Consider the following 14,998-nt stretch of genomic DNA (forward strand, 5'->3'; position numbering starts at 1 on the left):
ATTTTTCAGAACAAACTCAGCTGATTTGTTTCCGGAATCCCGTTTAATACTCCATTTTCCTTTAAAAGATCAATGAGAGAACGTCCTAAGGAAGTGCGCTCTTTGATTTCCTCAATGGTATGGAACTCCCCTGCCGCTCTGCCGTCTACAATGCTCTGTGCCGCATTGGTACCAAGTCCCTGAAGGGAATTAAAAGGCGGGATCAACCCTTCCGGCGTTACAATGAACTTTCTGGCGTCGGAACGATACAAGTCGATGGGCAGGAAGTGGAAGCCTCTGGCGTAAAACTCTACAATCAGTTCCAGTACCGTCAGCTTTGCCTTATCTTTTGCCGTGGCATCCATACCTTTGGCATGGATTTCCTTCATGGCCGCTTTGGCTACCTCCATCCCTTTGCACATGCAGCTATAATCAAAATCGTCACAGGCGCGGACGGTAAAATAGGTAGCGTAATATGCTTCTGGATAATTGATTTTAAAATACGCGATACGGAAGGCCATCATAACATAGGCTGCCGCGTGGGCCTTCGGGAACATGTATTTGATTTTCTGGCAGGATTCAATGTACCAGTCAGGTACATTTGCCGCCTTCATATCCGCAATATCCTCGTCTGTCAGGCCCTTCCCTTTTCTTACTTTTTCCATGATTTTAAAGGACTTCTTTTTCTCTACTCCTTTATTGATAAGATAAATCATGATGCTGTCGCGTGTGGAAATAGTTTCTTTCAGGGTAATGGTGCCGTTTTCGATCAAGGTCTGGGCATTTCCCAGCCATACATCTGTACCGTGGGACAGACCGGAAATACGCAGCAAGTCAGCGAAGGTTTTGGGTTTCGTGTCCAGCAGCATGCCGCGTACAAATTTTGTACCAAATTCCGGGATACCCAGCGTACCCGTTTCACAGCCAATGTCCTCCGGTGTCACGCCCAGAGCCGCCGGTGACTCGAATAAAGACATGGTGGCAGGGTCTCCCAAAGGAACTGTCTGGGGATTTACGCCCGTCAAATCATAAAGCATACGGATGACCGTAGGATCGTCGTGGCCCAGTAAATCCAGCTTCAGAAGACGACCGCTGATGGAATGATAGTCAAAGTGTGTTGTGGTAACGGTAGAATTCATATCGTTGGCTGGCCGCTGAATAGGACAGAATTCATAAATGTCGTGGTCACTGGGTACAACCATGAGTCCGCCAGGATGCTGCCCGGTGGTTCGCTTGACGCCAGTGCAGCCGTTCATCAAACGAATGATTTCCGCGTTATGGGCGGTGATATTACGTTCATCAAAGTATTTTTTGACAAATCCGTAAGCTGTTTTATCCGCTAATGTACCAATGGTTCCGGCTTTAAACACATGACCAACGCCGAAAAGTTCTTCTGTATACGCGTGGGCACACTGCTGATATTCGCCGGAGAAGTTCAGGTCAATATCGGGTTCCTTGTCCCCTTCAAAGCCCAGGAAGGTCTGGAAAGGAATATCATGTCCGTCCTTATGGAGCAAGGTTCCGCAGACGGGACAATATTTATCTGGCATATCACAGCCGCTGGCCTCTTCCAAAGCAAATTTTTTCACTGTTTCCGATTCAAAATCGGAATATTTGCAGTTGGGACAGACATAATGAGGCGGCAACGAGTTTACTTCCGTGATTCCGGCCATATTGGCGGCAAAGGAAGAACCAACGGAGCCACGGGAGCCTACCAGATATCCGTCAGCTACGGATTTCCATACCAGCTTCTGGGCGATGATATACAGCACCGCGTAGCCGTTGGAAATAATGGAATTTAGCTCTGTTTCCAGACGGTCCTGCACCAGCTGGGGCAAAGGATCGCCATAAATAGAATAGGCCTTATCCATACAGATGCGCCGCAGCTCTTCATCGGCGCCTTCAATTTTCGGCGGAAAGGTTTCGTCGGGAATAGGCTTGATCTTTTCGATCTGGTCAGCAATCAGATTGGTATTGGTAATCACCACTTCTCTGGCTTTTTCTTCTCCCAGATAATCGAATTCCGCCAGCATTTCATCTGTTGTGCGGAAGTACAACGGTGCCTGATTGTCCGCGTCTGCAAATCCTTCAGCTGACATAATTACTTTACGGTAAACCGCGTCGTCAGGATCAATAAAATGGACGTCACAGGTAGCTACCACTGGTTTTTGAAATTCCTCGCCTAAAGCAACGATCCGGCGATTGATATTTTTCAGATCCTCCATGGAGTGAATGGTCTCCGCTTTGGGGGAGTCTACCATAAATTTATTATTGCCTAAGGGCTGTATTTCCAGATAATCGTAGAAACGAACCAGTTCTTCGATCCGCTGCTTGGATTCGCTGTTTAATATGGCACGATATAGTTCTCCGGCTTCACAGGCGCTGCCTAATATGAGCCCTTCCCGCTTTTCCATAAATTTGCTTTTGGGAATACGGGGGCGGCGGAAGAAGTAATCTATATGGGACATGGAAATCAGTTCGTACAGATTCCGCAGGCCCGTATAATTCTTTACCAGAATGATGGCATGGTATGCCCGCAGCTTTTTATAGTTCACTGTTTTGCTGGCGATAATATTGATATGATCCAGTGTATAAATCTCTTTTTCCGCCAGCATATCCAGGAATTTCAGAAAAACCTCTGCGGTTGCTTCCGCGTCGTTGACGGCTCTGTGATGTCCTTTCAGCTCTACGCCCAGATGTTCACAGACAATGTCCAGTTTATGCTTGGACAATTCAGGCAAGAGCGTTCTGGAAAGTTCTACGGTGTCAACGATGGTATGCTCCACTTCGCCTAAACCATATCGTTCAGCCGCAACACGGATAAAGCCGGTATCAAAAGGCGCGTTGTGTGCCACAAGAACGGCATCCTTGCAGAATTCCAGAAATTCCGGAAGGATTTCAGAAATAACAGGCGCATCGGCTACCATTTCGTCTGTGATACCGGTAAGCTTTGTGATTTCTGCGGAAATAGGTCGTTCCGGATTTACAAAGGTACTGAATCGGTCTACGATTTTTCCGCTTTCCACTTTTACAGCGCCGATCTCCGTAATCATGTCCCGATCTCGAGAAAGACCGGTGGTCTCAATATCGAATACTACAAAAGTATCATCAATGGTCTGCCCGCGAGGCGAAAATACAGCGCTTCCCAAATCATCAATAAGATAAGCCTCTACCCCATAGATTACTTTCAGATCTGTTTTATCTGCCGCATTCATGGCATCAGGAAAAGCCTGTACGACGCCGTGGTCTGTAATGGCAATGGCTTTATGGCCCCATTCCAGCGCACGTTTGATGTAGGTTTTCACCGGTGTAACGCCGTCCATGCTGCTCATCTGTGTATGCAGATGCAGCTCTACTCTTTTTTCCTCTGCTGTATCCATACGCTTAGGCGGCGCTTGTGCTGTCATGATGTTTTTCGCCATAATATTGATCTCTTTGGCGTATTTATCGAACTGTACTTCGCCCTGTACCCGCAGATAAGCATCTTTTTTGATTTTATCCTGCAATTCATTGTCGAAGACAGAGCGCTTTACGAAAAATTTTACGGTGGTAGAGTCGGATTTATCTGTAATATCAAAGGAAACAATATATTTTTCTCCTTTGATTTCTCTTGTTTCGATGTTGAAAATGCTGCCTTCTACGATAACAGCCTCGCCGGGGATCTTTGTTTCCGTAATTTTGACCGGTGTGCCGGTAAATTCCTTGCCAAAGAGGATACCACGGGAAACGGACGCACTGACAGCGTTAACTTCCGCCGCTGTTTTGGCTTCTTCCGCTGCCGCTACCGTAGACTGGATCTGCTGCATCAGTTCTTCCGTTTTTGATTTCTGTTCCAGCGCAAGGCGTGTTTTTTCTTCTTCTGTGGTCAAGGCGTTTTTAAAACGCACTGTTACGGAAAGTCCGGTTTCATTCAAGATCTCTTTCTGGACCTTTTCATCCAGTTTTTTTCTGGAAAGGTAATAGGCCATATTATGCTTGACAAAGATCTGCATTATACCATCGGAATAGTCCCACTTGGCGTCTTTCATCAAGCCTGTACAGATTTTGCTTTCCGCGGAAAGCAAAGCGCAGATGGTCTCCCAGAAATCCGAAAGTATGGTCTGTGGTTCTTTATCTGCAAAGGTATATTTCGGAAAAAGGTGGACTTCCTTTACCCCGGGGAGCTGCTGCAGCATTTCCTCCCGCAGTTTTTTCCACCAGATAGGAGCAATTACTTCTGGGGAAGAAATCTCCGTAACAACGCTTTTTTCTTTTTTATGTATGGTTAGTGAGCAAACGACTGTATTTTGAAAGGCTTCTTTCAGGGGAGCGGAAAGAGAGACCTTTTCAAAAACAGCCGGAAATTCTCTGGCAGTCATTGTGCCCGCTCCTTTCTGTTTTTATCTCTGCTCATATTTTTTCAATTTCTGTCATAAGAGCATCTACCAGCTCGCTTTCCGGCATTTTGCGGATCAATTCGCCTTTTTTAAAGAGAATGCCCACACCGTTGCCTCCGGCGATACCGATATCCGCTTCTTTGGCCTCGCCCGGACCATTGACTACGCAGCCCATGACAGCAACTTTGATATCCTTCTGACAGGAGGCGAGACGCTTTTCTACCTCATTGGCAATAGAAATCAGATTGATCTGTGTTCTGCCGCAGGTGGGACAGGAGATCAGGGAAGGACCAAATTTCCGCAGACCGAGGCTTTTCAAAATTTCTTTTGCGGCCTTTACTTCCTCCACAGGGTCTCCTGTGAGAGAAACGCGGATGGTATCGCCAATTCCCATCGCAAGGATGGCGCCTATGCCAACAGCGGACTTGATGGTGCCGCTGTATAATGTCCCTGCTTCCGTAATGCCCACATGAATGGGATAAGGAATCTGTTCTGACAGAATACGGTATGTCTCCAGAGAAAAAGGCACATCGGATGCCTTGATGGACACAACAATGTCGTAGAATTCCAGGTCCTCTAAAATACGAACGTGCTTCAGCGCGCTTTCTACCAGCCCCTGAGGTGTTACACCGCCGTATTTTTCCACCAGTTCTTTTTCCAGCGAACCGCTGTTGACGCCGATACGGATAGGGATGTGTTTGGCTTTCGCCATTTCCACTACCTGACGGATGCGGTCAATATCGCCGATATTCCCCGGATTGATGCGTACTTTATCAATACCTAATTCCATTACCCGCAGAGCGAGACGGTAATCGAAATGGATATCCGCCACCAGAGGGATATGGATGTGTTTTTTAATTTCTCCTATGGCATCAGCGGCTTTCATGTCAGGAATGGCCACACGCACCAGTTCACAGCCCGCATCTTCCAGCGCGAGAATCTGTTTTACTGTGGCTTCCGGATCTCTTGTATCTGTATTGCACATGGACTGGATCACAATGGGATTTCCGCCGCCCATTTTGATATTTCCTATTTTTATTTCTCTTGTTTCTGTTCTCAGCATATCTGCACTTCCTTTTATTTGTTCTATGACTCTAAAGTTTAGTATAACACACTTCTTTCGTGGCTTCTATTATGCCAAAGAGAGAAAAAACCACAGCAGAACTGTCAAATTTTGATGTTCTTTCTGTGGTTTTGTTTTCGTTATTTTTTATAATATTTTTGTGATGTCTGTGTACATTACAAATACCATAAATCCCATAAGGAAAAGAAACCCGGCATATTGTATCCTGTTTTCCATTTCCACGGGAAGGGGCTTTCTGCGGATGCCTTCGATCAGCAGCAACAGGATTCTTCCCCCATCCAGAGCGGGAATCGGGAAAAGATTCAATACCCCAAGGTTTGCACTCAGAACGGCCGCCACATAGACAACGTTTTGGATGGCCGCTTTTACACTGTAAGAAATGCCGACTTCATAGCTGTCCCCCACTACCTGTATAATCGAGATGGGACCGCCGTATTCATCCTGTGAGGCTGTAAAGGTGAAGACACGAGCCAGACCCTGCGCAGTTACTTTGATATAGTTCAGCATAGCGAAATAGCTGTATTCTATGGTATCTAGCACAGAGGCTTCCTCGTAGCCTTCCACGGAATCAGCAAACAGTCCTGTTACAACTTTGGGTGTAAATCCAACCAGATAACTGCCTGTCTCTTCAGAATACTGGGGCGTAATTTCATAGAGATAAACGGAGCCGTCCCGTAGGATGCCTAATTCGATAGGAGTTCCGCCGTTCTGGTACATGAAGTTTTGCATTTCATCGTAAATATGGATACGTTTCCCATTGATGCTGTATACCACATCCCCTTCCTGCAGGCCGATCTGTGCCGCAGGATATCCCTCCTGTATTGCTGTGACTTCTGGTTCAATGATGTAGGATGTGGCAGAAATGCCAAAAATCATAATGATGGCCAGAACAAAGTTCATGAAAGGCCCTGCGGCCATAACCGCCAGTCGAACAGGAACGGATTTGGCGAAAAAAGACCTGTCATCAATCTCCCCGTCCTCCATTTCTCCGTGCATTCTGCAAAAGCCTCCCAGAGGGAACAGCCGCAGAGTATATTCTGTTTCTCCTATTTGCTTCGACAATATTTTCTTCCCCATGCCGACAGCAAATTCTTCTACCCAGATACCGGATTTTTTTGCGACAATAAAATGTCCGAATTCATGGGCAATAACTAGCATGCCGATGACGATCAGCGCAATGATGATAGACGTCAGAATGACGATCACCTCCGAAATGAGATTACAATTTTGCCTGGCGGGCGAATTCTCTCGCCCATCGGTCTGCTTCCAGCAGGTCCTCCAGATCATACTGGTATTTCACAGTATATGCGTTCATGGTCTTTTCTATTAACCGTGGAATATCCAAAAATTTGATTGCTCCTTTTAAAAACAGGTCAACGGCGATCTCGTTGGCACCGTTGAGAACAGCAGGCATGGTGCCGCCGATGCGAAGCGCCTCATAAGCCAGAGAAAGACAACGGAAAGTATCCAGATCCGGATGATCGAAAGTCAGATGATTCCTTTTGGTAAAATCCACCTTGGGAAAAGGATTGGCCACACGTTTGGGATATGTCAGCGCGTACTGGATCGGGACTTTCATATCCGGTTCTCCAAGTTGTGCAATAATGGCTCCGTCCTCGTATTCTACTGCGGAATGCATAATACTCTGAGGATGAATCAATACCTCGATTTGATCTGTATCCACGCCAAAAAGCCATTTTGCTTCCATGACTTCCAAGCCTTTGTTCATCAATGTGGCGGAGTCGATGGTAATTTTTTTGCCCATAGACCAGTTGGGATGATGGAGCGCGTCTGCTGCTGTAACATGCCGCAGTTCCTCTATGGTTTTCCCACGGAAAGGACCGCCAGAGGCTGTCAGCAGAATACGGCGGATCGGGTTGCCCTGATTCCCCTGTAAAGACTGGAAAATAGCGGAGTGTTCACTATCTACCGGGTAAATGGAAATCCCTTTTTCCTTTGCCAGATCCATGACCAGCTGGCCGGCGGAAACAAGGGTTTCTTTATTGGCCAGAGCAATATTTTTCCCTGCCTGAATAGCAGCAAAGGTAGGCTTGAGACCAACATTGCCGACAATAGAGGTAACTACGGTATCAATTTCTTCCATGGTCGCCACTTCTACAAGGCCATCCATACCGGCTACTACGGTACAGGATGTATCTGCCAGCCGTATCTTTAATTCCCTGGCACCGGCTTCGTCCATGACAGCTACCAGTCTTGGACGAAATTTCCGGACCTGTTGTTCCAAAAGGTCGATATTGTGATTACCGCTGATGCCAGCGACCCGAATATCGCCCAGTACCTCTACTACATCCAGAGTTTGTGTGCCAATGGAGCCAGTAGAGCCTAAAATTGAGATTGCTCTCATAATGTCACCTCGAAATTAGTTGTTGATTTGAATCAAAAATAACATGATGTAATATACAGCTGGCGCAGTCAGGATGACGCTGTCGAAGCGGTCCAATACGCCGCCGTGACCGGGGATCAGTTTGCCAAAATCTTTGATTCCCGTCAGACGCTTCATGGCGGAAGCGGCTAAATCGCCGATCTGTGCCAGGAAGGAGCCGAAGAAGCCTGTTAAGCCACAGAGCAAGAGGACATTGACATCCTCCATAACAAAGAAACGGCTGATACAGTATCCGTAGATCAAAGCCAGAATCGTTGCGGTCAGGATACCGCCAATGGAGCCCTCGATGGTTTTTTTGGGGCTGAGAGACGGAATCAGTTTATGCTTGCCAAAGGTTACGCCGGCAAAGTAAGCGCCAGTATCACAGCCAAAGGCGGCAATAAAAGCCAGCCATACCAGAAGTTTCCCATAGGTATATTCCCGTACCAGATAGACATGGGACAGCAGGAAACAAGCGTAGAAAAAGCCAAAAAAACCTGTCATGCCCTCCATGGCATTTGTTTTGTTATGGCAGATGACTGTATAGATTAGCAGTACCACCAGAAAAACAGAAACAAAAATATTAAAATAGTTATTTCCGTTGATAATCTGTTCAATGAATATCATGTAGAATATGGCAAAGGCATAGCAAATTGCGTGCAGGCCTTTATTTTCCTTAGAGAAGGCCTGATAGAATTCATACATTCCGACAATGCCAAGAAAGCCAATGGCGATTTTCAGCCAGATACCGCCGCTGACTACAAGAAAGATCAGCACAGGCAGCAACACGATACCGGATAAGATTCTCGTTTTCATACATACTCCCTCTTTTCTTATCTGCCGCCAAACCGGCGCTCCCTGTTCTGATAATAATAAATGGCTTCGGTCAGAGAGTTTTTATTAAAATCAGGCCACAGTGTATCCGTAAAATAGAATTCGGAATAAGCGATTTGCCACAGTAGGAAATTGCTGATCCGCTCTTCCCCGCTGGTACGAATCACCAGTTCTGGATCGGGAATTTCGGCGGTATCCAGGTAGGAAGCAATAGTGTCTTCCGTGATTTCCTCGCTTTTGACTGCTCCCTGTTCCACATCTTCCGCTAATTTTTTTACGGCACGGCGCAGTTCATCCCGTCCGCCGTAATTCAATGCGATATGTACCGCCAGACCATGCTTTTCTCTGGAAAGCTCTTCGATCTCCAGAATCTGCTCCTGAATATCCTGATCCAGCCGGGTAATGTCTCCGATGACGTCCATACGCACATCATCCTTCAAGAACCGTTTGAAGTAATTTTTCAGGTATTGACGCAGCAGATCCATGATGGCATCGACTTCTTCCTGAGAACGTTTCCAGTTTTCCGTAGAAAAGGCATATACAGTCAGGTGCTTTACGCCCAACTCACGACAATCGGTAATGATGCGCTCTAAGGCTTCCGCCCCCGCTTTATGGCCTGCTTTTCTGGGCAGCGCTCTTTTTTTGGCCCATCTGCCGTTGCCATCCATGATAATGGCGATGTGAGATGGAATATTATCTGGATTTAATATGTAATTTGAAGTTTCTTTCGGTTGAAAAAACATAGTGCTTCCTCCATGTAAGAATGCCCCTCCTTATGAGAGGGGCAGTTTTTTGTAAATTTTGATTATACAGCCAGAATATCCTTGCATTTTGCTTCACATTTTTTATCAATGTCAGCAATATATTTGTCTGTCATTTTCTGGGTTTCTTCTTCCAGATCTTTCAGATCATCTTCTGTCAGTTCTTTTTTCTTTTCCATCTTTTTGAAGGTATCCATAGCGTCACGACGGATATTACGGATAGCAACCTTGGAAGCTTCTGCTTTTTTCTTTACTTCTTTGTTCAGATCTTTTCTTCTTTCCTCGGAAAGCTCGGGGAAAATCAGACGGATTACGGTACCATCGTTGCCAGGATGGATTCCCAGTTCAGACATATTGATGGCTTTTTCGATAGCTTTGAGCATAGATTTATCCCAAGGCTGGATCTGGATCATACGCGCTTCGGGAACAGTGATATTGCCTACCTGGTTGATGGGTGTAGGTGCGCCGTAATAATCTACCATGATCTTATCCAATACATGGGGGTTTGCACGGCCGGCACGAATGGTAGCATAGTCGCTGTCCAAAGCGGCAAGAGTTTTATTCATTTTGTCTTCATAGGGTTTTGTGTATTCAGATGCCATAGTGATTCCTCCTGTGATTTATTCTTAGGATACGGTTACAAGTGTACCGATTTTTTCGCCTTTGACAGCACGCATAATGCTGTCCTGTTCATTCAGGCCGAAAATAACTACCGGTATTTTTCTTTCAAAGCAAAGAGCGGCTGCGGAAGTATCGATTACCTTCAGGTTCTTTTTCACGATATCCTCAGATGTGATGGTATCGAATTTCTTTGCGTTGGGATTTTTTGCCGGGTCATCGTCATAAACACCGTCAATATTTTTGGCAAAGAACAGACCGTCAACATCCAGCTCCGCACCTCTTAAGGCTGTGATCGTGTCTGTGGAGAAGAAAGGATGTCCCAGACCTGCGGCAAAAATCAGGACTTTTCCATTTTCCAGATGGCGCAGTGCGCTGTCTTTGGAAAAAAGTTCGGTCATGGTGCCAAAAGGAATGGGCGTCATAACAACTGCATGTGTGCCCTGCTGACGAAAAGCGTCTGCCAGATAAATGGCATTCATAACGGTAGCCAGCATGCCGATCTGGTCAGCTTTTGTTCTGTCCATACCGGAGTCAGCGCTTCTGCCTCTCCAGAAATTACCGCCGCCGACAACCAGACTAACCTGTGTGCCCATATCCATGACCTGACGGATCTGTTTGACCAGACCGGTAATCACGGTATCGTCAAAGGATACGCCCTCTTTATCGCCTGCCAGTGCTTCTCCGCTTAATTTCAGTACGATTCTTTTATACATACCAAACAGCCTCCTTACCTAATAAATGTATCACAAACTGCATAAAATTTCCACATATATTTTTCTTACGGTTTACGAAGCTGCGCCCCGTTTTCCGAAAAACGGCAAAAAAAGAGAGGGAAACCACGAGGGAATCCGAATGCTTTCACTGCCGGCAAAAATTATATCATACTTTTTCCTCTCTTTCAACTATCCGCCGGGGAAAATCCGGTATTTTCGGGGAGAAAACTTCCCATATCGTAATTGAGAGCAAATTGGAAATAAATGGATTTATTTTCCATAAGGATTCCGCAGAACCACTTTCATTTTATAAGATTTCTGCTATAATAAATGAATAACAGTCTGACCAAAATGAGGTGCTTTTATGAAACGCAGATATAAAAATCTGGAGAGCCATTTTGCGGCAATATTATTTGATTTTTTCAAGACAATTCTTGTTTTTTTGATAGCAACGACCTTTGCTCTTTGTTTAAAAGAGGCAGATGTTCTCAGTGATAATATTTATGGTGTTTATATGTTGGCCGTAGCGGTGACGTCTTCCATTACCAGCGGCTATATCTGGGGCATCATTGGTTCTTTTTGCGGCGTTGTCGGTGTTAATTTCTTCTTTACTTTTCCCTATTTTGCACTGAATTTTACGCTGGCGGGTTATCCGGTTACTTTTGCGATTTTATTGTTTATGTCTATTATGTCCAGTGCGTTGACGGCAAAGGTAAAGAAAGCGGCGATCCTTTCCTCTATCCGGGAAAAGCGCTCGGAAAGTCTGAATACCATGAGTAAGGAACTGCTCAGCGCCAATACTTTTGATGAAATCATGCAGATTACGCTGGATAATGTATATGCGGCAAATCAATGTAGTGTCGCTGTTTATATCGGCTCTCCGCTGGAACCGGAACTGGTGGTTTCCAAATACCTTTCTGCGGATGATGAAAGGATTATGGAAAGCGTGCTGGAAAAACAAGTGGCGCAGAAGGCTTTTTTGAATGGTGAAAATACAGGCGTTGGAACAAATGATACCGTCCAGAACTGTCTGGGAACCTATGTGCCTTTTGCCAAAAAAGACAAGACCTATGGCGTCCTCGGCCTTTTGTTTAAAGAGGCTTCTTATGTTGAAACGGATGCGCTTAAGTTTGCCAATCTTATGGCTACGCAGACCATTATCGCTATGGACCGTCAGGAGATTTTTGAAGAATCCCAGAAGATTCTGCTGGAAAAAGAAAAAGAAAAAATGCGAAGCAATCTGCTTCGTGCCATTTCTCATGATCTGAGAACACCTTTGACCTGTATTCTTGGTTCCAGCGCCACCCTTTTGGAAAACAAGAGCCTTTTGCAGGAAGATATCAGCGATCAGCTGCTTAAAGACATTCATCATGACGCAGAATGGCTGATACAGATGGTGGAAAATCTTCTTTCCGTTACCCGTATCAGCGGCGAAGGTGCGCAGGTGAAGAAGCAGGAAGAGGTTGTAGAAGAAATTGTAGCAGAAGCTGTTACAAAGATACAGAAACGATTTTCCAAAGCGGAGATCCGTGTTCGTGTACCGGATGAACTGCTTCTGGTTCCCATGGATGCCATGTTGATTGAACAGGTACTGATCAATCTGATGGAAAACGCGATCCGTCATTCCCGTTCGGATAAGGCGGTTTATCTGACTGTAAAACGGCTCTGGAATAATGTCTATTTTTCTGTGCTGGATCAGGGCATTGGGATTGAGCCGGAGCGTTTACCTCATATTTTTGACGGAACCACGACCAGTAAGTCCAGTGATTCCTCCCGCGGGCTCGGAATTGGCCTTCCAATCTGTAAATCCATTATTACCGCGCATGGCGGTGAGATTTATGCGAAAAATAATGAAAGCGGCGGCGCAAACTTTACCTTTGTTCTGCCTATGAAAGGAGAAGATGAAAATGGCTAATAAAATTAAAATTCTGATTGTAGAAGACGAGGAAGCGATCAGCAATTTTATTGCGACAACACTAAAAGCAAATGATTATAATGTAATTTTAGCGCGCTCCGGTAATGAAGCGCTTTCCATGATTCCTTCTCATTGTCCGGAACTGGTTCTGCTGGATCTGGGGCTGCCGGATATTGACGGTACGGAGATTCTGCAAAAGATTCGGCAGTGGAATGGAAATATTCCCATTGTCGTAGTTTCCGCCAGAACTGAGGAAGCGGATAAGGTCAATGCGCTGGATCTTGGCGCAGACGATTATATTGCAAAACCCTTTGGGACCTCCGAACTGTTGGCTCGAATCCGTACCGCTCTGCGCCACAGTGCAAAAAGCGGCAACAGTGCTCTGGTAGGTGATGTTTTTAGTCTGCGTGGTTTGACCATTAACTTTGACAAGCGTCAGGTTACAGTGGAAGGCAAAGAGGTGCATTTGACACAGATCGAGTTTAAGATTGTGTCTCTTTTAGCCAAAAGTGCAGGCAGGGTTCTGACTTATGACTCTATTATTACAGAGTTATGGGGGCCCTACGCAATCAAGGATAACCAGATCCTGCGTGTAAATATGGCCAATATTCGCAGAAAGATAGAGAAAAATCCGGCGCAGCCGCAGTATATTTTTACAGAGGTAGGCGTAGGATATCGTATGGCAGAAGAATAATCACAGTATTCTAAAAGGGACAGGCCTGTTATTATTAACAGGCCTGTCCCTTTTTATGTAACGAAAAGACAAAAGCGCGTTTCAAAACGCGCTTTTGTTTTGGGAGATACTCCCAGTTTAAAAAAAGAAAGGAAGGTTAAAAATCAGTTTGCCCAATCAGGCAAAGGGATTTTCTGTAGGGTAAGGCAAGGATTTGGGCTGATTGTAAGCGATATCTGTTACACCCAGATATTTGAATACTTCAAACAGCGCCTTGCCGTGGTGACCGAAGGTAACTGCGCCATGATGAGGATACTGTTTTTCAATCAATACATGACGATAGAAACGATTCATTTCGGAGATTGCGAAGATACCGATGGAACCAAAGGAACGAGTCGGAACATCCAGAACTTCGCCCTGTGCTACATAAGCGCGCAGGCTGGTGGAAGCTGTGGACTGCAGACGGAAGAATGTGATATCCCCTGCTTTGATGTCGCCTTCCATGGTACCTCTGGTGATATCAGGCTCGCCATCGGGTTCCAGCTGGCGTTTCATAATCAGCTGATAGCTCATATGAGGGTTGCACAGCAGGCTGGAGCATGTATTACCGCAGTGGAAGCCCATGAATGTTTCATTCAGACGGTAATCGCATTTGCCTTTGATGTCTTCGTTATAGATCTGTGCGGGAACAGAGTTATTGATATCCAACAGTGTAACAGGTGCGCCGGATACGCACAGACCGATGTATTCGCTCAGAGCGCCATAAATATCTACTTCACAGGAGATAGGAATGCCTCTGCCTGTAAAACGAGAGTTCACATAGCAGGGAACGAAACCGAATTCTGTCTGGAATGCGGGCCAGCATTTGTTTGCGAATGCTGCGTATTTGGAACAGCCCATGTTGTCTCTCATCCAGTCTTCCAGTGTCAGTTCATACTGTGCCAGTCTGGGCAGTACGCCTGCATAAGGATTGTTGCTGCCCAGTTCTTCTTCCATTTCTTTCATTTTAGCAGGAATACGAGGGTCATCCTTATGCTGGTTATAAGCAACCAGCAGATCCAGTTCGGAATGTTCTTCTACTGCGACACCCAGGTCATACAGTGCTTTAATAGGAGCGTTGCAAGCCAGGAAATCGTTGGGTCTGGGACCGAAAGCGAAGATTTTCAGGCCTTTCAGACCAACCAGTGCAGTTGCGATAGGAACGAATTCTTTGATCTGTTCTGCAACTTCTTCCGCGGTACCACAAGGATAATCGGGGATGTATACTCTTTTGCCTCTCAGGCCCAGGTTATAGGATGCGTTCAGCATACCACAGTAAGCGTCGCCGCGGCCATTCATCAAATCGCCGTCGCCTTCTGCTGCGGATGTGTACATGATAGGACCATCGAACATATCTGCAATCATGGTTTCGGGTGTTTCAGGACCAAAGTTGCCCAGGAAAACACAAAGAGCGTCTACACCTGCTGCTTTTACATCGTCAACAGCGTTTTTGGCATCCAATTCAGTTTCTACGCAGATAGGGCATTCATACAGATCTGCACCGTAAGCCTTTACGATGTTCTGACGACGCATTTCAGACAGCGCAACGGGGAAACATCCACGGCTAACGGAAATAATACCCATTTTAATTACAGGAATATTTTGCATGTTAAGTTACCT

11 protein-coding genes are annotated in these 14,998 nt (G+C 45.8%); 2 read left to right on the forward strand and 9 right to left on the reverse strand.

Going from position 1 to position 14,998, the window contains the following annotated elements; all coding sequences use genetic code 11:
* Positions 1–5 precede the first annotated feature (5 nt).
* The 8 genes from H9X84_RS02115 to pyrH form a co-directional block, all read right to left on the reverse strand.
* A complete protein-coding gene (locus tag H9X84_RS02115) occupies positions 6–4,337 on the reverse strand; it encodes a PolC-type DNA polymerase III (RefSeq protein WP_205132671.1) in 4,332 nt (1,443 codons plus the stop codon).
* Positions 4,338–4,368: 31 nt separating this feature from the next.
* Positions 4,369–5,418 carry a flavodoxin-dependent (E)-4-hydroxy-3-methylbut-2-enyl-diphosphate synthase gene (gene ispG / locus H9X84_RS02120; RefSeq protein WP_205132672.1) on the reverse strand — a complete coding sequence of 350 codons (1,050 nt, stop codon included), beginning with the start codon at positions 5,416–5,418 and terminating at the stop codon, positions 4,369–4,371.
* Positions 5,419–5,565: 147 nt separating this feature from the next.
* Positions 5,566–6,726 (reverse strand): M50 family metallopeptidase, encoded by a 1,161-nt coding sequence (locus H9X84_RS02125; RefSeq protein ID WP_205132673.1) that lies wholly within the window; start codon positions 6,724–6,726, stop codon positions 5,566–5,568.
* On the reverse strand, positions 6,659–7,804 hold the full coding sequence (locus H9X84_RS02130; protein ID WP_207750508.1) for a 1-deoxy-D-xylulose-5-phosphate reductoisomerase: 1,146 nt from the start codon (positions 7,802–7,804) through the stop codon (positions 6,659–6,661). Before H9X84_RS02130 ends, H9X84_RS02125 begins: the two co-directional genes overlap by 68 nt.
* A 15-nt stretch (positions 7,805–7,819) precedes the next feature.
* A complete protein-coding gene (locus tag H9X84_RS02135) occupies positions 7,820–8,638 on the reverse strand; it encodes a phosphatidate cytidylyltransferase (protein ID WP_205132674.1) in 819 nt (272 codons plus the stop codon).
* A 17-nt stretch (positions 8,639–8,655) separates the two neighbouring features.
* A complete protein-coding gene (locus H9X84_RS02140; RefSeq protein ID WP_205132675.1) occupies positions 8,656–9,399 on the reverse strand; it encodes an isoprenyl transferase in 744 nt (247 codons plus the stop codon).
* Positions 9,400–9,461: 62 nt separating this feature from the next.
* Positions 9,462–9,983, reverse strand: coding sequence for a ribosome recycling factor (gene frr, locus H9X84_RS02145; RefSeq protein WP_420314287.1), 522 nt, complete (start codon positions 9,981–9,983; stop codon positions 9,462–9,464).
* A gap of 60 nt (positions 9,984–10,043) precedes the next feature.
* Positions 10,044–10,751, reverse strand: a complete 708-nt coding sequence (gene pyrH / locus H9X84_RS02150) for a UMP kinase (RefSeq protein ID WP_205132677.1) — start codon at positions 10,749–10,751, stop codon at positions 10,044–10,046.
* Between the two features lie 364 nt (positions 10,752–11,115).
* On the opposite strand from pyrH, the gene H9X84_RS02155 reads away from it, so the two are divergent.
* Entirely contained in the window at positions 11,116–12,666 is a 1,551-nt protein-coding gene (locus tag H9X84_RS02155) for an ATP-binding protein (RefSeq protein ID WP_205132678.1), read from the forward strand.
* Positions 12,659–13,360, forward strand: a complete 702-nt coding sequence (locus tag H9X84_RS02160) for a response regulator transcription factor (RefSeq protein ID WP_205132679.1) — start codon at positions 12,659–12,661, stop codon at positions 13,358–13,360. Before H9X84_RS02155 ends, H9X84_RS02160 begins: the two co-directional genes overlap by 8 nt.
* Positions 13,361–13,516: 156 nt before the next feature.
* Here H9X84_RS02160 and H9X84_RS02165 read toward each other — a convergent pair whose 3' ends face one another.
* Entirely contained in the window at positions 13,517–14,986 is a 1,470-nt protein-coding gene (locus H9X84_RS02165; RefSeq protein WP_205132680.1) for an L-fucose/L-arabinose isomerase family protein, read from the reverse strand.
* Positions 14,987–14,998 lie beyond the last annotated feature (12 nt).

Source organism: Anaerotignum lactatifermentans (assembly GCF_016902535.1).
GTDB classification, from domain to species: Bacteria; Bacillota; Clostridia; order Lachnospirales; family Anaerotignaceae; genus Anaerotignum; species Anaerotignum lactatifermentans_A.